We start from the raw sequence: 19850 nt of genomic DNA on the forward strand, positions 1-19850 counted from the left end.
AAGAAAAAAGAAAAACACCAACACCAAATTATAGAGCTGCAGCCAAATATTCACCAACTAATTTAGCAAAACTGGTACATTCTACTTCTGTAAATCCACAATGGTTAAAAAATGGTAATCGCTTTTGGTACCAATACAAAACCACTGAAGGCTCTAAATATTATATCGTCGATGCCGATAAAAACAGCAAAAAAGAACTTTTTGATAACGAAAAAATGGCAAAGTGGTTAACAGAAATCACAAAAGATCCTTACGATGCCCAGCATTTGCCAAAGTTTGATTTTAAGTTTGTAAAAAACGAAACCGCTATTCGTTTTTATGTGACTTCTACCGAGCAAGTTGACGATGAAACTAAAGATGACGGTTCAGATAAAGTCGATACAAAAGAAACCGACTCTAAAATAACAGATTCCACAAAAACTGACAAAAAGAAAAAGCCGAAAGCAAAAAAAGTAAATAAAGTTTATCATTTTGAATATGTTCTTGGAAGTAATGGTCTAACCGTTATTGACAACAAAAAGAAGGATAAAGAAGAGTGGAAAAAATGGGCCAATATTGCACCGGACAGCTCTGTAGTATTGTTTTCTAAGCATTACAATTTATATTGGATGGATAAAGAAAACTTCCTAAAAGCTGTAAAAAACGAAAAAGATACCACGATTGTAGAGCACCAATGGACTAAAGACGGTGAGCTTTATTACTCGTACGGAGGTCCATCGGGAAGAGGCGAAACCAACGAATCCATGTTAAAAGATAAAGACAAACGCAAATCTATTTACGGCATTTGGTCGCACGATTCAAAAAAGTTTGTTTTCCAAAGATCTGATTCAAGACAGCTTAAAGAGCTTTGGGTTATCAATTCAACTTCAGAGAAACGACCAACTCTAGAAACCTATAAATATCACATGCCGGGCGAAGATGAATTTGCCAAAACAAAAATATATGTGTTTGATATGCCTTCAAAAAGCAATATTGAAGTCCAACTTGATACTGTAAAACAACAAAGTGTACAAATTTATCGTGAACCTATAAAAAAGTCAAATGCCAGAGATGAATTTAAACCTGCGTTACTACTTTCCAAAAAAGGTAAAATCTATTATAATACGATCAGTAGAGATCGTAAAAAATTTGATATCTGTGTAGCCGACATCAATACTGGAGAAACTAAAGTACTAATTGAAGAACGTTTCAATACTTATATTGAATCGCGTCCTTTAGTTTTACTTAATAACGAATCCGAAATGTTGCATTGGGCAGAGCGTTCGGGTTGGGCACATTATTATTTGTATGACACCCAAGGGAACTTAAAAAATCAAATCACTTCAGGATCGTACCACGTTAATGAAGCTATAGGTGTAGATGAAAAAAGCAGAACACTTTATTTCACGGCAAACGGCGTTACTAAAAATCAAGATCCTTACTACGAGCATCTTTACAAAATAGGTTTGAATGGTTCTGGATTAAAAAATTTAAATCCTGGCGATTATAATACAAACACAAGTATGGCCGATTCTAATGGCTTTTTTGTAAGCAATTATTCGAGAGTTAATACGGTTCCAAAATCGGAATTAAGATCGAGTTCAGGAAATCTTGTCATGGCATTAGAAGAAGCTGATTTATCGCAATTAATGGCAACTGGCTATAAATTCCCAGAACCTTTTAAAATGAAAGCGGATGATGGCATTACAGATATTTATGGTGTGATGTATAAACCATTCGATTTTGACGAAACGAAGTCTTATCCTTTATTACAATACGTTTATCCAGGCCCACAAACGGAAGCGGTCAACAAATCATTCTCTATCAGCATGGATCGCCTTGATAGATTGGCTCAAGTTGGATTTATTGTAGTAACAATGGGTAACAGAGGTGGACATCCAGACCGTTCTAAATGGTATCATAACTATGGCTATGGGAATCTCAGAGATTATGGATTGGCAGATAAAAAGCACGTTGCAGAGCAACTTGCAGATCAGCACGCTTATATTGATATTGATAAAGTGGGGATTTTTGGACATTCCGGTGGAGGATTTATGTCCACAGCAGCCATGTTGGTTTATCCAGATTTCTTTAAAGCTGCCGTTTCTTCAGCCGGAAACCATGATAATAATATTTATAACAGTTGGTGGAGTGAAACGCATCATGGTGTCCAAGAAGAAATGGATAATGACGGTAATATAAAATATAAGTTCCTAATTGATAGCAATCAATCTTTAGCTAAAAACCTAAAAGGAAATTTAATGTTGATTACGGGCGATGTAGATAATAATGTGCATCCAGGTGGAACCATAAGAATGGCGGATGCTTTGATCAAGGCCAACAAGCGTTTTGATTTTATGTTATTGCCAGGACAGCGCCATGGTTTTGGAAACATGACCGAGTATTCATTTTGGCTAGGAGCCGATCACTTTAGCAAACACTTCCTTGGCAAGGAAATTACAGATGTGGATATGATTGAGATCAATAGAGATCAGCCAAAATCTAAATAAAAAAGGCTAAGAAACAATTAGAAAACCACGTTAATAAGCGTGGTTTTTCTTTTTGAATTAATTTTTACACTTCAAAGCTAATGCAGATTGTTATTACTTCGGTTTAAAAATATTTTCTAATCTGAACCTACTTTATAACTCCACTAAAAAAGCACTTATATTATCTTTTAGCAAATACCTAATTGGTCTTACTCTTATACTTAAGGCTGAGGGCCACTAATAAGCCTTTTCTTCGCCTTTTATAGCATTCATAAAGGTTTTTATAATAATCTTGATGTCCAATAATAACGACCAGTTTTCGATATAAAATATATCGTATTTAACACGTCCTATAATATCCTTATCCGTCTCTATTTCACCTCGAAATCCACTTATTTGCGCTAATCCTGTAATGCCAGGCTTCACAAAATGCCGAACCATAAATTTATCAATGCGCTTTGCATACATGTTGGTGTGGCTTACCATGTGAGGTCGGGGGCCAACGACTGACATATCGCCAAAAAGTACATTAAAAAACTGTGGTAATTCATCAATACTAGTTTTTCTCAGCCATTTGCCAGTTTTCGTAATCCGCAGATCGCCTTTGGTCGCTTGATTAAGATGCGCCTCTTTATTGGGCATCATGGATCTAAACTTATAACAAGCAAATACTTTATTATTAAAACCATTTCTGGATTGCTTGAAAAATACAGGGCCTTTGGATTCTAGGGTAATCAGAATGGCCAAAATTGGCGTTAACCAGGAAAGAACAAAGATTATAATAAAAGATGCAAATAATATATCAAATAAGCGTTTTAAAAACTTATTGATTGGCTCTTTTAAAGGAATGGTTCTTATAGATAATATGGGTGTATATTCATAATACTCATACCTCAACCTTTTAGAAAAAATATCCTTGTTATCGGGAATAAACTTGAGTTCACGCAAATTATTATCTGCAAAATCAACCAATTGATTAATTTGCTTATTAGATAATTCTGAAACCGCAAAATAGATTTCATCAATATTATTGTTTAATACATAATCAAAGCATTTCTGTAATGAAAAGTCAGGATCTGAAACACTAAATTGTGCCATAAAACGATATCCAAAATCCGATCGGGTTTTGAATGTTTTTATTAATTGCCGGGTTTTATAATTTTTCCCAATGACAATGACTTGGCTAATGTTGCCACTTAAAATTGAACGGTATTTTTTTAATAAGTAAAAGGTGAAAAATTTAAAGACCAAAATTAAAAATGATACGGTCAGAAAATAGATTCCTAGAGCGAACCTACTGATATCAGGTTGTTTAAAAACACCTATAAACGCATAAAGCACAAAAGCAAACAGAATGATTTGCTTAAATAAGACCGGTAAAATTTGAATGATCTTGCTCTGTCTTTGAACTTCATAGAATCCAGTTCTAAGAGATAAAATCACCCATAAACAAGAAATATATACCCCAAAAATAAAAGTATTTGTAATGTTCGTTGGAAAAAATGCAACGGTCACATTAAGCAACACCAAATCCACCATTAAGAATAATGGCTTGATAAAACCTGCATATCGCCCACGCCTGTAGTCCAATTTATTTTTTTATATGATTCGTAAAATCCTTGTGTTCACTTTTATACAACTCTTCTTCGGTCAGGTTTTTAAAATACTCATAGGTTATTCGCATCCCTTCTGCCCTATTTACTTTGGGCTCCCAATCCAATAATTTTTTCGCCAAGCTAATATCTGGCTGCCGTTGCATGGGATCGTCAATTGGCAGATCTTTATAAATTACTTTTTGCTGGGTATTGGTCAATTTTATGATTTCCTCCGCAAAATCCTTGATTGAAATTTCATGTGGATTACCAATATTAACAGGGTAAGGATAATCACTAAACAGCAGTCTATAAATTCCTTCAACCTGATCATCTACATAACAAAAAGAACGCGTTTGGGAACCATCACCAAAAATGGTCAAATCTTCACCTCGCAAGGCTTGCCCCATAAATGCCGGAATAACGCGGCCGTCATTAAGTCGCATACGTGGACCATAAGTATTAAAAATCCTGACAATGCGCGTTTCTAGACCATGAAATCTGTGGTACGCCATGGTTATCGATTCTTGAAAGCGTTTGGCTTCATCATAAACACCCCTAGGGCCAATGGTATTGACATTGCCATAGTAATCTTCTGATTGTGGATGTACCAACGGATCTCCATAAACTTCAGAAGTGGATGCAATTAGTAATCTGGCCCTTTTTGCTTTTGTCAAACCCAGTAAGTTATGCGTGCCTAAGGAACCAACTTTCAACGTCTGAATCGGAATTTTTAAATAATCTATCGGGCTTGCTGGCGACGCAAAATGTAGGATATAATGCAGATCTTCATCAATGGAAATATGCTCCGTCACATCATGTTCTACAAACTTAAACTGTGGATTACCTTTTAGATGCTCGATATTTTTAGGATCACCGGTAATAAAATTATCCATCCCGATAACGTCAAAGCCTTCGTTTATAAAACGGTCGCATAAGTGTGATCCTAGGAATCCTGCAGCTCCGGTGATGAGTATGGTTTTGGGCATTTGCATTGAGTTTGGGTTCTTATTGAAATGGCTCCTTTTTTGACCAATTCAAAATTATCTTACTGTAAATTAGAATAGTGGTTATGAGGTTTCAAAGATAATGTGTTGTTTTCAATTTTGGCCAAACAAGTTCGCAATTATATCCTTTAATATAATTTAGTACATGTATACAAATGGCGCATTAGGTTTGGAGAATTAGGATTTGGAAAACTTTTCCTTTAGCACAAGGAATATAAATTTTGTATTACCTACAAGATATCTTTTCCACATACGTTTAGGCTCTTGAGCAAACCTATAAAACCATTCTAAGCCAGAATTTTGCATCCATAAAGGTGCTCGTTTTACTTTGCCCGAAACGACATCAAAGCTTCCACCAACCCCCATTATAAAGTTGACGTTTTTAAGCAAGTGCTTGTTTTCATAGAGAAAATTTTCTTTGGTTGGAGAACTAATTGCAACGAACAAAATATTGGCACCACTTTCAGCTATCTTTTTAGCAATATCACCTTCTTCTTCCTTTTTGAAATAGCCATTTCTATAACCTGCTATAATATCGGACGAATATTGATTTGAATATTTTTCGACTACCGTTTTAACGATTTCCTCTTTCGCTCCAAAAAAAAATATCTTGTACCTATTTTGATGGGCTATCTCCACCAAATTAACCATAAGGTCAATACCTGCAACGCGCTCCTTTAAAGGTTTTCCCAAAAATCTTGAAGCCCAAACAACAGCTTGCCCATCAGCATTTATTAAATCGCTTTCATTAACACTTTGACGCAGTTGCAAATCAGATTGCATAGCAACGATCTTTCCTGCATTGACAACGACATGATGTATTTGCTCTTCCTTAGAAATTGTATGGACTACAATCTGCAAAGTTTCTTGCATTGTCAAATTATGAATGGAGGTGTTTAGGATGTTTATCTTGTTCATAGTACGTTAAATTTAATCGAATAAGGAGCAAAAAATAAAAAAACAGAATTATTACCGTCGAATTATTAAAAAATTGGCCAGAAAAAAAGGCTACTAACAAAACTGAACAAATAATGAATAAGCCGGAAATTGCTGTTTTTTTAAAAAACGGAATTATAAGATGTTTTATTAAAATGTAAAGGAATAAAAGAAAGCCAATAGATCCAAAAAAATAGAATAGATCAAAAAAAGACATCTCAAAATATCTTATTTCTATTAATCGTCCTCCTATTAAATAATTTACCCAATTCCATTGAGATCTATAATAATTTATGCCGTCTATCAACATCTCACTTCTATAGGACGTAAGGCTATACATCAATCCTTTTTCTTGATATAACCTATAAAATAACCCCGTAACAAAATCGGTCATTTTCAATATTTTTTCTCTAAATACTACCATCAAAAACACAATGGTAATAAATACAAACCAAAAAGATTTCAATTTATATCTCTTTTGAGAAATAATATCAAAAAATAATAGTAATAATAAAAACAGATAAATACTTTTTGTTCCGGTTAATAAAGAACATAATAAGACAAGAGTGAAAAAAAAATTCTTCTTTTTAAGAATCACCGCATCATAATACAAATAGTTTAGTGATATTATAAAAAAATAAGAGGTGGTGATTGACTTGGACAAAATTCCTTTATATCCCCATCTTGAACCATCATATGATTCTAAAACCTCTAAATTGAAAATAAAACCTATGAGCACACTAATGCACACTATCGTTATAATTAACAATGCTACTTTATTTAATTTTTCCAATAAATTCAATGCTATGGAATCTAAGTCGTTTTTGTTAAAGAGAAATATTAAAATAACGCCAAAAAAATACCAAATAAAAAACCGTAAATTATCTATTAACCCAATAAAATTAATTTTGTCGACATAAAAAAGATAGGATTGGGATGTCGCAAAAATGATTACAAAAAAAGAGGCCAAAAAAAGATTTTTAATCGATAAAATCTTAATTGCAAGAACCAAATAAAAAAAAAAGACACTACCTTTTAAAAAATAGGAAATTTTAAATTCTAAAAAAGTAGGGAAAAGCACTGATAATGCATCAGATAGCAAAAAAATAATCACACTCACAGTAAAGTAATATATGAGATGAACTCTAGCTATCATTCTTTACATAATTAAAAAGGAACATTGAAGAGAAAAAAGCAACAAAAACAACACCCGCATTTCTGATTAAATAGTTCTCAATGAAACAAATTGATGAAACACTAATTACAAAGAAAAAAAATAATAAATCTCTGCTTTTCAACGAAATATATAAATTAAAAAACAAAAAACAAAGTAAGGCAAGAAAAGAAAAGATTCCACCTTCTAAGGTAAATCCCAAATACTGATTATGCGCATTATACTCATTCTCGGCAGCGCTCTTCATTCCTAATCGTTTATATTCGTATAATAGTTCATTACTCTCGCTTAAAACACCATAACCTAAAAGTGGCTTTTTAATTATAAGATTTAAAGCAGCATGCCATCTTGCTAATCGAGAATCTCCTTTACCACTGGAGTTATAGTTATCATCTACCTTATAAGTCAATTCCCAAAGCGTTTCTTTTACGATACGCTGAAACGCATATGTAGATTTAGTTGTAACAAACAAAACACCCAATAGCAAGACAAAAACTATTGTAGATGCCATTAATGTTTTGAAAATACTATTTATCCGTTTTTGAAAGAATGACACCAGGGAAATAAGGTGTAAAACAAAAAACAAGAACAAAATAATTCTTGAGTTTAAAAATATTATGGAGACAATTATTATTATACTAAAAATAACATTCAATATTTTATACTTTACACCATCAGAAAAATAAATATATGCCAAAGCTGTAATTAAATACATTCCATAATAACTTGGATGTATATCCACAATTCTGGTAAAGTAGAAATTTGTGTGATAAAAGTTTAATATGTCTTTATCAATAGATAAAAAAGGGCGAGTAAAGTAATATTCATTAAGGATATTAAGAATAAGAAATATTGATGAAAGCACCCCTCCAATGATCAATCCTTTAAAAGCATATTTTGTTAACACTTTTAGCTGTTTGTTGGGAATTAATAAAAACATTATGGGAGACAAAAGATAAGTTATGCGTCGTCCTAAAGTATTTAAAATTGGTTCAGCATCTTTTAAATGAACAATACTTATTAATATGGAAATCAACAACATAAGTGTAGTTCCGAAAACTATCTTACGATCAAGTTTAGGTAAGCCGGACTTGCTGACAAAATAGTTAAACACCACAGCAGCATAAAAAAGTATTAAGGCTACATTAGCCAATTCTGTTTTAAAGAACAAAGCGAATCCAAATAAAAAAGCACCGGAAATTATTGCAATTTCACTATGTTGTCTCAGTCTCAATTTGATTTTCCTTTATATACATTAAGCTAAATAATAATCCCAAAAACACAGCTGCCATACCTGAACTATAGACATGGCCCGCTATAGTTGAAATACCAAGCAAAACAATCGCCATTAAGCGCACAAAGCTAGCGTAGGGATAGCTTCCAGTCCTTTTAAAAAGTTTTGCTTGATAAATAATAAAAAGCATCAATGTCAAAAACAATAATAAGCCCATAAACCCATATGCGAAAAATATATCTGCGATATCAATTTCAACAATAGAACCACCGTTCAATAGTTCATATTTAGTTTGTCCAACCCCTATTATTTTTTCTACAAAATGGTAATTATTATAAAAGACCTTTAATGCATTATCAAAAAACACATTTCGATGTGAGAAAACAAAAGTTACGAAGTCTAACTTTTCCCAAAAAAAACTAAATCGTAAGAAAATAGGTGAATTAACAATTACCTTAATAAAAGTGAAAACTAGAGCTGGAATAATAACAATTGAAAATAATAAAATATAGTTTAGCTTTTTAAAGGTAAACTTAATATGAGAAGTCTTCATGGGTATAAACAAAAAAGTTAGAACAACACCAAGCATACCCGTTTTTGAACTTATAGTTATGCCCACAAATAAAGTAAATATGAAAAATAAAAAGTATCTGAAAAACCGCCTTTCCAACCAAAAATTATAGCCAATAATAGCACTCAAAATAATCAAAACGACGGAAGTCTCATTTCCAGCGTAGAAAAATCCCTTACTTCCAATATTATTATGAACATACATTGGGTAGCCCAGTCCAACATACTTTAGTAGAATATTTAAACTAAAAACTATAAAAGAAAACTTCACCAATTTAAATAACATGCCTAAACCGAACTCTTTTTTTATGTAATCAACAAAAAAGAGAAATGCAAAAACCGGTGTTAGATATCGTATTATTTTTATTATATCATTAAATAAAAAATCAATCCTAAATTGTAAAAATACTTGAAATAAAGAAGGAATTAAGAGAAGGAAAACTAAACCTAAAGACAGTATTAGTTTATTAGGTTTTAATAATAAACTAGTAAATAGAAACAATAAAATTATAAATTTATATAACTGACCCAAAGATAGCGGTAAGTTTATATTGTTATGTAACAGAAAACCGTTAAACATATCAATAGGCAACAGCATGAACATTAATACCAATACAAAACTGCTTATGTTCATGTACTTACTCATAAGATGAGGCTACTTTATTTAATAACATGAGCTCGTCTTTTACAGTAAGGGCAATATCAATACGTTCCATAGACGCTCGTGCGCTTGTAGTGATTGTTTTATAGTTATCCTCATTCTCTAATATCGAAATTAAGCTTTTCGCAACTTCTTTTAAGTCATTCCCAATAATTCCATTATTTCGATTTTCAATGAACTCTGGTATAGCCGTATTGTTACTACTAACTGTTAATAAACCTGATGACATAGCCTCACACATACTAACACCTTGGGCATCCATTCTTGTTGGAACTAAAAAGACACCATAGTTTGAAAAAAATGTATTTAAATCAGCTCTATTTATAAAACTATTTTTAATATTAACTCTATGTTCAAGTTTTAAACTTTGTATCTGTTTTTTATATATACGTTCATAATGTCCCTTTCCATAAATATCTAATGTAAAAATTTCTGGTAAATATTGCATTATTTCAATAGCCAAATCAACCGCATACTTTTTACTTGATAACGGTCTTAATGTCAGAAACTTATATCGATTATCATAAAGGTTATTGTACTTAAATAACTCAGTATCAATTCCATTAGGTATAATATGGTATTTATTTAATGTCACATTTAAATTTTCCTCCATATCATTTTTCATCCAAACTGATGGAAACGCAAACGCTGCATTTTTTCTATGCATGGTTTGTTCTAAAAATTTCTTCATTTTTGGAATTACTAATGCATCCTTTTTAATCCACTTTAAAAAATCACTGATTTTGTAATTAAACTCAAACATACGTGCCCCATATTTTTGAACCTCACTGCCATGAACATACATTACAAATGGAAGCTTATTCTCCATGATGTTTTTATAAATTAACCATCCATTGGATTTTTGATAAGGATAAATATTTAATAAATGTAAATACAGAATATCATAATACTGTAACTCTTTATTTAGATCTTTGGACGGCATCATTTTAACGCTTATCCCTTCGTATATATAATCTTTATGTTTATCAGCAGGAACATATACTGTCACCTTTTGTCCCTTGGCATGCATTTCAATACAACGCATGTGTACAAACATATGGTTGTAAGGGTTATTGTGACTTGGGTATCTCGAAGAAATTATGGCAATTTTCATTAACTCTAGGATTTCCTAACTTTATTAACTATTATACTCATTAAATTTGGGGATATAAATAATAATATCCTTTGTTTAAAGCCTAGTTTGCTTGCTTTTAAAATATAAAAACGATACTTATAGTGCAATGCTTGCAATTTTTTTGTCATTTCATTTTTAAGATCGCATGCCTCAAAATGCCTTAACAGATTAGCTAAAGCAACGAAACTATAAAAAAAACTTTTTTCTATTTGTGGATTTTTGTCACACTCTAAATATAATTTCTCCAAGTCTTCACATAGCGCAAAACAATCATTAATAGACGAGTGATTAGGTTTTGATGTCATTATAGAACCTGGACGTATTATATAATTATAAAAAGGAACAGTACAATTTTGTACTCGTTTTGCTTTATATAACACTTCTAGTGTAAAGCAGATGTCTTCATATTTACGCGCTTTGAAAATAATGGCGTTATCTAAGATAAAAGTTCTTCTATAGAGTTTATTCCACACCACTACTGGTAAAATATCAATCTGCTGTAAATACGCTTGGCCAGTATAAATTTCATCATTCAAAGCGTTTATTTTGCGTGGGGCTAGTTTGGTCTCTTTTCCTTCTTCTAATATAAGATAAGGTGTGTCTAATACATCCAAACTGTTATTGCTTGCTTGCTTACACATTAAATCAAGCTCATTGCCAACCATTACATAATCATCACTATCTACGAAAAGTACATAATTGCCTTTACAATGCTTTATTCCAATATTTCTTGTCGCTCCAAGTCCTCTATTTTTTTTATTAATAACGCTTTTAATCCTTCCATCTTTTAAAACGTAACGATCTATGATTTTTTGGCTTTGATCTGGTGAGCAATCGTTTATAATAATCATTTCCCAATCATCAAAAGATTGAGTCAAAATAGATTCAATACAACGTTCTAAATACTCTTCTACGTTATAAACAGGGATAACAATAGACAAAAACGGCTCGGGATTATTCATTTTTTAAAGTATTAATGGTTTTCTTTAAATAAAAAAGAGCAACCAACATAATTAAAACCTCTGAAATTAACCTAATTAAAGCCACACCTTTTAGACCAAATACTGGAACTAAGAAGTAGCTTATCAACAAGATAATTATTGTAAAAAAGATATGAATATTTAAAAACAGTTTATCTTTATTTAAACTCAAAAGCCCTTGGTAACAATATAAATTATTAAGTATAGTAAACATCGGTAAAAAAGCCAAAATTTGAAATGTTTCGCTAGCAAACAAAAATTCATTTCCAAATATTAAGCCTATAAAGAAGCCTGCAAAATAAAATGAAATGATTCCAATAAACATTGTTAAAACAAAAATTACAACACTCGCTCTTATAATTAACTTTTGAAACTTATAAATATCATTTGAAGCCGTTTTCACAATAAATGGAAAAAAGGCTTGGCTAAAAGGAAGCAAAATTAACACTTGGATTGTCATAGCTAGCTTATTGGCTGTTGAATAAGCCCCAACATCTATGTCTGTTCCGACATCTTTTAAAAGCAAAAAACCATAACTAACAAAGGAAGCCACTAAAATTGATGAGAAAAACACCTTAAAACCAGTTTTAAATTTATCAATGACTTCTTTAAAAGTGGTCTTAATAAACTGAATTTGATATTTGCTAAATAATACGTAAAAAGAATAAATACCTATACAGATTTGAGAAAAGGATAGGAATAAATTATACTTCCAATAATCTTCTTTTTGCTTTATAAAAAACAAAACGCTAGCAACAATTAATATCTTAACTACAAAGTTAATTTTTGCAATTGAAGCTATTTTTTCAATACCTTGAAAAAACCATAATGGAAACAAGAAATTACCAAAATTAATTAAAAAAGTGACCCAAAGAAGTAATGAAATGTCATTTAAACTAGTATTTAACGAAACTAAAGGTATAAAGACAATTATAGATATTAATAGCAAAATCCCTTTTGCAATATAAGTGTTAGTTACAATTCTATTTACTAACTCTTTATTATCTCGGTGAACAGATATCTCTCTGGTTGATGATAAATTAAAACCATAATCTAAAAATATAGTAAAATATAAAACAATGGTTCTCGCATATTCTAAACTCCCATAATTTTCAATTCCTATAATTCTGCTTATGTATGGAATGATCAATAATGGAATGATATAGTTACCTACCTGAATAAGTGCTAATGATGAAATATTTTTAAATAGATCACTCTTCAAAACACTTTTAACCATCTGTTTTATAGTTAATTAAAATAATACGTTTGTGAATTTACTTAAAATTGACTGAAATACTAATACAATAAGGTTTTACTTCTGAAAGTTTGATTTACAAAATACTATTGCCATGGAATTTATTAGGATATAGTAAAAAATCCTAATACATCGTAATATTCCGCACTGAAATAACTTTGCTTAATATCTCTCCTTTATATCTATCCCTATGATAAAGAGCGAAGCGAAATTCTTTTATTTTTTTTAATTTGGTATTGACTGTATTAATCATATACTTATGACCATTCTTTTCTATAAGTTCTGGTTTGAAATCCCAAATCAATTCTGATGTAGTAATCTCATTTAGCTCTTTTTCTTCATCTGTTGGGACAACTCTAATGGTAACACTATAATTTTCTACTACCTCTTTAGTTACATCTGCGTTTAACAAAAAAACCAAATCGTAAGTATCTTGCTTATCTTCAGATTTAATTATTCCAAAAGTTTCAATGCTAAAACCTTCAATTAAAGACATCTTTACTGGTCTTTTATTCTGTAACTCAACTAAACCCTTATTAAGATAGTTTTCTTGTTTAGAAGCACAAGCGCCACAAAACAATAAAATGATTAAGCTAATTAAATGAATCTTTTTCATACTCTTTTACAAGCTCAATTAATTGATTAAATTCATTTCTTTCATTGAAAAAAACGTTGATATTTCTTAATGCAATAGATTCACCACCCACAGAATTTAAAAATTTAAGCTTTAACTTACTGCCTTCAAACCTTCCAAATAAATCATATTCAATAACATATGTTTTATGATGTCTTGTTTGAAACTTTGTATGGTGTGTTCTTAATATATCCTCATCGGTATTTGCTATGCTCCAAACATCATTATTATAAACATATATTTCAAATTTATCAGGTAAAGACCCTATGTCTCCTGCTCCATATAAAATAAGTTTTGTAATATCTTTTCGATGTGTTCCAAAATCCAATTCTAATTCTGATGGGAATTTATTCGTACTCCAAAAGTTTCCAAAAGTCCAATTGTTATTCATTAAATTATCTGTTCCATGAGTTTCAGGAACGATAGTATGTGATGCTTTTATAGACTTTAACTTATTGGGAATACTTTTATCTAACTGAGAAAGACGCTGTTGGTAAAACTTATATCCGTATTCATAAAACACCTTATTCTCTGTCCATAAATATAGGGCTATCAATTGAATAATTACTAATTCGTGATAATGATCAGGATTATCACCATTAGCAGAGTTATAAGGGTATTGACCAGTGCTTGTTATTAAGCTGTAAAAACTTGAAAAACCAGCATCATAATCTTTTATTTTAACAGATAAAGCTTCAATCCCTTCGTTATATAGTCTAAGTGCTTTTTCGCTTCCTACTAATTGATAATAATAATATAGTCCTGCTAAGGAAAAAATGTACCCATTTAAAACGTGTGAATCAGGATCAGCGTACTCCTCATAATGTGGATAAGTATCCCAAACACTCTTTATACCACCATCCGAAATCATAACATCAAAAGAACTCACAACGTGCTCTGCCGCTAACAAATAAGACTGGTCTTTAGTAAGAGCATAAGCCTGTATCATTACTCCAAGTCCAAATCCTTGAGCCATAGAAGACGCAAAAGGTGTTTCAACATTATAGGGTAATATTTTGACGCCACATTCCCAAACACCAAACCCTTCCTTGACTACTAACCTATTTCTAATTTCCTTTGCTTGCATCAAAAATACTTCCTTGTCTTCTTGATTTTTAGAAGTATAATATTTTGCATAATAATGTAAAGCAACTTGTGTGTATTGTACTGGATAATAAATTAATGAATCATTGTATTTTAAAAGAGGGATTTTATTTTCATCATAGGTTAAGTCATTATACTTTTCCAAATTGCTATTTGTAAATGGAAATAAGGGAACTAAATCAACATCTTTCAAATTATTCTTTTGATAAAAATTAATTCCTTCTTGAGGCAATTTAACCGAGCTTTTACAAGCCACTAAAGAAAGCAAACAAAATAATATAATTAATCTTAATAATTTCATCTATTCAAATTTTATCTTTTTTTCAATACTTACGCATGTTCGATATGTAGATCAACTTCTATATTATACCGATTAACAAACTAATTATAAACTACTTTTAAATTAAGGATTCTGTTTTTTACCCCACAAAAATCCAACACTACTTTTTCTTCGCTGATCTCCAAGTCAAAAAACTCTTTGTGCGCGACCAAGAATGCAATAATATCTGCTTTTTTAACGGCTTTTTGATAATCAGTAAGCTTAAAAATATTGTGATCTTGGATGTTGGGTTCTACTATAAAATACTCTTCATCATTGGCGTTTTGCAAAACGCGTTGCACAATATACCGAGCAGGCGATTCTCTCAAATCATCGATGTTGGGCTTGAAGGCCAATCCCATTAAAGCGATTTTTGGTTCGCGGTTGTGTTCGATTTGAAAGGCTGTTTTTGCTTGGTTGATTTTTTCTGCACACCAAAATGATTTGTAGTTGTTGACTTCTCTTGCCGTGCCTATGATGCGCGTTTCCAACGGATAATCCGAAACTATAAAATAAGGGTCAACAGCAATGCAATGACCGCCAACGCCACTTCCGGGCTGAAGAATATTGACTCTAGGATGTTTGTTTGCCAATTCAATCAACTCCCAAACATTAATATTCGCCTTGTCGCAAATCAAAGACAATTCATTCGCAAAAGCAATTTGAACGTCTCTTGAAGAGTTTTCGACTAACTTGCACATCTCCGCCGTTCTTGCATTGGTTTTGTGAAGATCACCTTGAACAAATTGACTGTAAAAAGCCACTGCTTTTTCAGTGGAAATTTCATCCACACCCCCAATTACCCGATCGTTGTGCACCAGCTCATACATCACGTTACCAGGCAAAACCCTTTCTGGACAATACGCCATGTACAATACTCCTTTCAACTCAGGTCGTTTTGAAAAAATAAATTCTTGTAGTTTCTCAGTAGTTCCTACAGGAGAGGTTGATTCGATGATGTACAAATCGCCAGCTTTCAATAACGGCAAGATTTTTTCTGTTGCCGATTGTACAAAGGAAATATCGGGTTCATGGTCTCCTTTAAAAGGCGTTGGTACTACGATCAAATACACATTGGCGATTTCAGCCGTTAAACTTGCTTTGAAATATCCTTGATTCACTGCTTCTAAAACCGCAGTGTCCAACCCAGGTTCTACAATGTGTATTTTTCCTTGATTGATGGTTTCCACAACTGAAGCATTAATATCCACGCCTAACACTTTAATTTTATTTTGTGCAATCAAGGCGGATGTTGGCAATCCAATGTACCCCAATCCAATAGTCACAACTTCTGCATTAAATCTCATTTGATTTGTTCTTGTATAAATTGTACGATTCGTTCACTTGCTTTTCCATCACCGTACGGATTATGAACTTTGGTCATTGCTTCATAAGCTTTTTCGTCGTTCAACAGACGCGACGCTTCTAAAATTATTTTATCCTTATCAGTTCCAACCAAAATGACTGTTCCAGCAGCAACTGCTTCCGGCCTTTCGGTAGTAGTTCGCATCACCAATACGGGCTTGCCTAAACTGGGTGCTTCTTCTTGAACGCCACCGCTGTCAGTGATGAGTAGATAGGATTTTTCCATCAGCCAAATGAACGCGGGATAAGCCAAAGGATCAATCAACGAAATGTTATCCATTCCTGATAAAATGCGATAAACAGGATCTTTAACTTTTGGATTCAAATGCACTGGATATATGATTTGTGCTTCTGGATGTTGTAAAGCAATTTGCTTCAAAGCTTCACAAATTCGCACAAAACCATCACCATGGTTTTCTCGGCGATGACCTGTGACCAAAATGGTTTTTTTATTAGGATCAACGATAGATTTTAGGTTCTCAATTTCTTGGTCTTCAAATTCAGAAGAATTCACCCGATCAATGCCATACAACAACGCATCGATGACGGTATTTCCGGTGACACAGATGTTTTCTGCAACTTTTCCTTCTTGGATCAAATTGGCTCGAGAAGCATCGGTAGGTGCAAAATTGTAATTGGAAATAATGCCGGTCACTTGACGATTCATTTCTTCAGGGAAAGGCGATTGTAGATTATAAGTTCTCAAACCGGCTTCAACATGGCAAATTTTTGCACCCGAATAAAAAGAAGCCAAAGCAGACGCCATTGTGGTAGTGGTGTCGCCATGAACATAAACATAGTCGGGTTTAAATTCATCAAGAATGGGCTTCAATTCTAAGAGAATATCAGAAGTCAAACTGTTCAATGTTTGATTGGGTTTCATCAAATCCAAATCAAAATCTGGAATAATTTCAAAGAAATCTAACACTTGATCAAGCATTTCTCTATGCTGTGCGGTAATACATACTTTAGTTTCAAAAAGAGCAGTCTCCTTTAAAAATGCTTTCACTAAAGGTGCCATTTTTATAGCTTCTGGACGAGTGCCGAATATAATGAGGTTTTTTTTCTTTGACATTCTTAATAGATTTGGTTTTTATGAAAGAGCATATCAAGCAAAAGAATAAGTACGCGATAGGTGTTTTTCATGTTTGGCAAAAATAGAACATATTGAAGATTAAGCAAGTCGAAATCGGTTTTGTTTTAAGAGTTTTCAAAACGAACAATTTCGCATCCTCATTGAACATTAAACTTTATCAACTTTATCTTGCTAATTATTGTACTTTGGACAACGCTGTAACCAAACCATCTTTCCAAAACGGAATTTCTAAATTAAATGCTTCGGAAATCTTAGAAGTGTCCAAAACACTGTATAGAGGTCTTGTAGCCAAAGTAGGATAATCTTTTGTTAGAATTTGCTCTAGAACTATATGGTGATTGACTAATTCAAAAATAGTTTTTGCAAACTCAAACCAGCTGATTTGCCCTTGATTTGAATAGTGGAAAACACCATAATGATCCTTATCTTTTTGGATAATATGCAGCAGCGCTTCTGCCAAATCTAACGCATAAGTTGGAGATCCTATTTGGTCATTTACAACTCTCAGAATATCCCTTTCAGAAGCTAGCCTCAACATGGTTTTCATAAAGTTATGCCCAAATTCAGAATATAACCAAGACGTTCGTATTATAAAATGAGATGCACAATGAGCTTTAACCTCTAATTCTCCTTTTAATTTAGTTTCTCCATAAACATTTATTGGATTTGTTGCATCCCGTTCAGTATAAGGTGAGGTCTTTAAACCATCAAAAACAAAATCTGTAGAAATATGAATTAATTTCACATCATATTCTTGACAGAGTTGCGCAATATTCCGTGTCCCTAAAACATTGATTTGGTAAGCTTCTTCCTTATGATTTTCTGCTTGATCTACTGCAGTATAGGCCGCACAATTAATACACCAATCAACTTTATGGGTTTTAAAAAATTCTGAAATCTGAATGATGTTTGTGATATCCATCTGCTGTTTGTCAACAAATAGAAAGTTTAGGGTTGGATATTGATGAGCAATACTTTGGATACATTGTCCTAATTGCCCCTTTGCACCTGTCACAAGAACCTTCGTCGTCATTTAAAAAGACTTCTAAATGATGGTAAAACTTTATCCTTTTCAGAAATTATCAATTCCGATTCAGGAAACTGCCAATCGATATTTAATGTTTCGTCGTTATAAATAATGCCGCCTTCGGATGCTTTATGGTAATATTCATCACATTTATAAGCAAAGATGGAATCGTCTTCCAAAACTACAAATCCATGTGCAAATCCTTTGGGAATAAAAAGTTGTTTACAATTTTCAGCACTCAAAACAGTCGAAAAATGTTGTCCAAAAGTTTTTGATTGAGGTCGGATATCCACCACCACATCCAAAACGCTTCCCTTTATAACCCGCACCAATTTAGCTTGTTGATAATTGCCTGTTTGGAAATGCAATCCCCGTAAAACACCACGATGCGAAGTAGATTGGTTGTCCTGCACAAAATCAACATCAAGATCGGTCAATTGATAGAACTGGCTTTTATTGAAACTTTCAAAAAAATTACCACGCTCATCAGAGAACACCTTTGGCGTAATTAAAAAACAGCCTTCTAAATATGTTTGTTCTTTCTCCAACTGAAAATTATTTTAATTCTAACAGATGTTTTCCATAACCACTTTTTAAAAGAGGCTCAGCAAGTGCCTGTAATTGTTTTTTATCAATAAAACCCATCTTATAGGCTGCTTCTTCAATAGAACCTATTTTAAGGCCTTGACGCTCTTCTATAACCTGTACAAACTGTGAGGCTTGCATCAAAGAATTAAAAGTGCCAGTATCTAGCCACGCAGTTCCTCTATCTAAAATACTGACGCTAAGTTTTCCTTGATTTAAATAAGCTTTATTGACATCTGTTATTTCCAGTTCACCTCTTTTACTTGGTCGAATGCTTTTGGCGATTTCAATGACCGAATTATCATAAAAATAGATACCAGGAACCGCATAATTAGATTTAGGCTTTAAAGGCTTCTCTTCTATAGAAATGGCATGCCCGTCGTCATCAAACTCAACCACACCATAGCGTTTTGGATCATTGACATGATAGGCATAAATAATTCCGCCATCAGGATTGTTGTTTGCTTGCAATAATTCAGACAATCCTGATCCGTAAAAAATATTATCGCCTAAAATCAATGCTACTTTATCCTTGCCAATAAACTCTTCGCCAATCAAAAAAGCTTGTGCCAATCCTTTGGGTTCTTGTTGGATGGCATAGTGAAATTCACAGCCAAATTGGGTACCATCACCCAACAACAATTTAAAGAGCGGTAAATCTTGAGGCGTTGAGATTATTAAAATCTCTCGAATTCCTGAATATATCAA

Annotated in this window: 17 protein-coding genes; 1 reads left to right on the top strand and 16 read right to left on the bottom strand. The window is 32.5% G+C overall.

What is annotated here, in order from left to right; genetic code table 11:
* Positions 1-2489: S9 family peptidase (locus tag VNJ50_RS13885; protein WP_325582894.1), on the top strand; the 2489-nt coding region annotated here is incomplete at its 5' end.
* A gap of 216 nt (positions 2490-2705) precedes the next feature.
* On the opposite strand, the gene VNJ50_RS13890 is transcribed toward VNJ50_RS13885, so the two are convergent.
* The 16 genes from VNJ50_RS13890 to rfbA form a co-directional block, all read right to left on the bottom strand.
* Positions 2706-4058, bottom strand: a complete 1353-nt coding sequence (locus VNJ50_RS13890; protein ID WP_325582895.1) for an undecaprenyl-phosphate glucose phosphotransferase — start codon at positions 4056-4058, stop codon at positions 2706-2708.
* Between the two features lies 1 nt (position 4059).
* The gene (locus tag VNJ50_RS13895; protein ID WP_325582896.1) at positions 4060-5049 is read right to left on the bottom strand and encodes a UDP-glucuronic acid decarboxylase family protein; all 990 of its coding nucleotides are present in this window, start codon (positions 5047-5049) and stop codon (positions 4060-4062) included.
* Positions 5050-5244: 195 nt separating this feature from the next.
* Complete coding sequence (locus VNJ50_RS13900) at positions 5245-5985, bottom strand: WecB/TagA/CpsF family glycosyltransferase (RefSeq protein ID WP_325582897.1); 741 nt, start codon at positions 5983-5985, stop codon at positions 5245-5247.
* Positions 5948-7159, bottom strand: a complete 1212-nt coding sequence (locus tag VNJ50_RS13905; RefSeq protein ID WP_325582898.1) for a hypothetical protein — start codon at positions 7157-7159, stop codon at positions 5948-5950. The genes VNJ50_RS13900 and VNJ50_RS13905 overlap by 38 nt, the downstream gene beginning before the upstream one ends.
* Complete coding sequence (locus VNJ50_RS13910; protein ID WP_325582899.1) at positions 7149-8411, bottom strand: O-antigen ligase family protein; 1263 nt, start codon at positions 8409-8411, stop codon at positions 7149-7151. Before VNJ50_RS13910 ends, VNJ50_RS13905 begins: the two co-directional genes overlap by 11 nt.
* Positions 8392-9627: an O-antigen ligase family protein gene (locus VNJ50_RS13915; protein WP_325582900.1), complete on the bottom strand. Its 1236-nt coding sequence runs from the start codon at positions 9625-9627 to the stop codon at positions 8392-8394. Before VNJ50_RS13915 ends, VNJ50_RS13910 begins: the two co-directional genes overlap by 20 nt.
* Positions 9620-10756 carry a glycosyltransferase family 4 protein gene (locus tag VNJ50_RS13920; protein ID WP_325582901.1) on the bottom strand — a complete coding sequence of 379 codons (1137 nt, stop codon included), beginning with the start codon at positions 10754-10756 and terminating at the stop codon, positions 9620-9622. The genes VNJ50_RS13915 and VNJ50_RS13920 overlap by 8 nt, the downstream gene beginning before the upstream one ends.
* Positions 10757-10761: 5 nt before the next feature.
* Positions 10762-11739 carry a glycosyltransferase family 2 protein gene (locus VNJ50_RS13925; RefSeq protein WP_325582902.1) on the bottom strand — a complete coding sequence of 326 codons (978 nt, stop codon included), beginning with the start codon at positions 11737-11739 and terminating at the stop codon, positions 10762-10764.
* Positions 11732-12994, bottom strand: coding sequence for an oligosaccharide flippase family protein (locus VNJ50_RS13930; protein WP_325582903.1), 1263 nt, complete (start codon positions 12992-12994; stop codon positions 11732-11734). The genes VNJ50_RS13925 and VNJ50_RS13930 overlap by 8 nt, the downstream gene beginning before the upstream one ends.
* Before the next feature lie 142 nt (positions 12995-13136).
* Complete coding sequence (locus tag VNJ50_RS13935; RefSeq protein WP_325582904.1) at positions 13137-13628, bottom strand: hypothetical protein; 492 nt, start codon at positions 13626-13628, stop codon at positions 13137-13139.
* Positions 13606-15051 (bottom strand): D-glucuronyl C5-epimerase family protein, encoded by a 1446-nt coding sequence (locus tag VNJ50_RS13940; protein ID WP_325582905.1) that lies wholly within the window; start codon positions 15049-15051, stop codon positions 13606-13608. The genes VNJ50_RS13935 and VNJ50_RS13940 overlap by 23 nt, the downstream gene beginning before the upstream one ends.
* A gap of 80 nt (positions 15052-15131) precedes the next feature.
* The gene (gene wecC, locus VNJ50_RS13945; protein ID WP_325582906.1) at positions 15132-16376 is read right to left on the bottom strand and encodes a UDP-N-acetyl-D-mannosamine dehydrogenase; all 1245 of its coding nucleotides are present in this window, start codon (positions 16374-16376) and stop codon (positions 15132-15134) included.
* On the bottom strand, positions 16373-17509 hold the full coding sequence (gene wecB / locus VNJ50_RS13950) for a non-hydrolyzing UDP-N-acetylglucosamine 2-epimerase (protein ID WP_325582907.1): 1137 nt from the start codon (positions 17507-17509) through the stop codon (positions 16373-16375). Before wecB ends, wecC begins: the two co-directional genes overlap by 4 nt.
* Before the next feature lie 196 nt (positions 17510-17705).
* Positions 17706-18563, bottom strand: coding sequence for a dTDP-4-dehydrorhamnose reductase (gene rfbD / locus VNJ50_RS13955; protein ID WP_325582908.1), 858 nt, complete (start codon positions 18561-18563; stop codon positions 17706-17708).
* Entirely contained in the window at positions 18560-19105 is a 546-nt protein-coding gene (rfbC, locus tag VNJ50_RS13960; protein WP_325582909.1) for a dTDP-4-dehydrorhamnose 3,5-epimerase, read from the bottom strand. Before rfbC ends, rfbD begins: the two co-directional genes overlap by 4 nt.
* A gap of 7 nt (positions 19106-19112) precedes the next feature.
* Positions 19113-19850, bottom strand: a 738-nt coding sequence (rfbA, locus tag VNJ50_RS13965) for a glucose-1-phosphate thymidylyltransferase RfbA (protein WP_325582910.1), incomplete at its 5' end; no start/stop codon positions are given.

Origin of the sequence: Gelidibacter sp. (assembly GCF_035577925.1) — a bacterium.
GTDB lineage: Bacteria > Bacteroidota > Bacteroidia > Flavobacteriales > Flavobacteriaceae > Gelidibacter.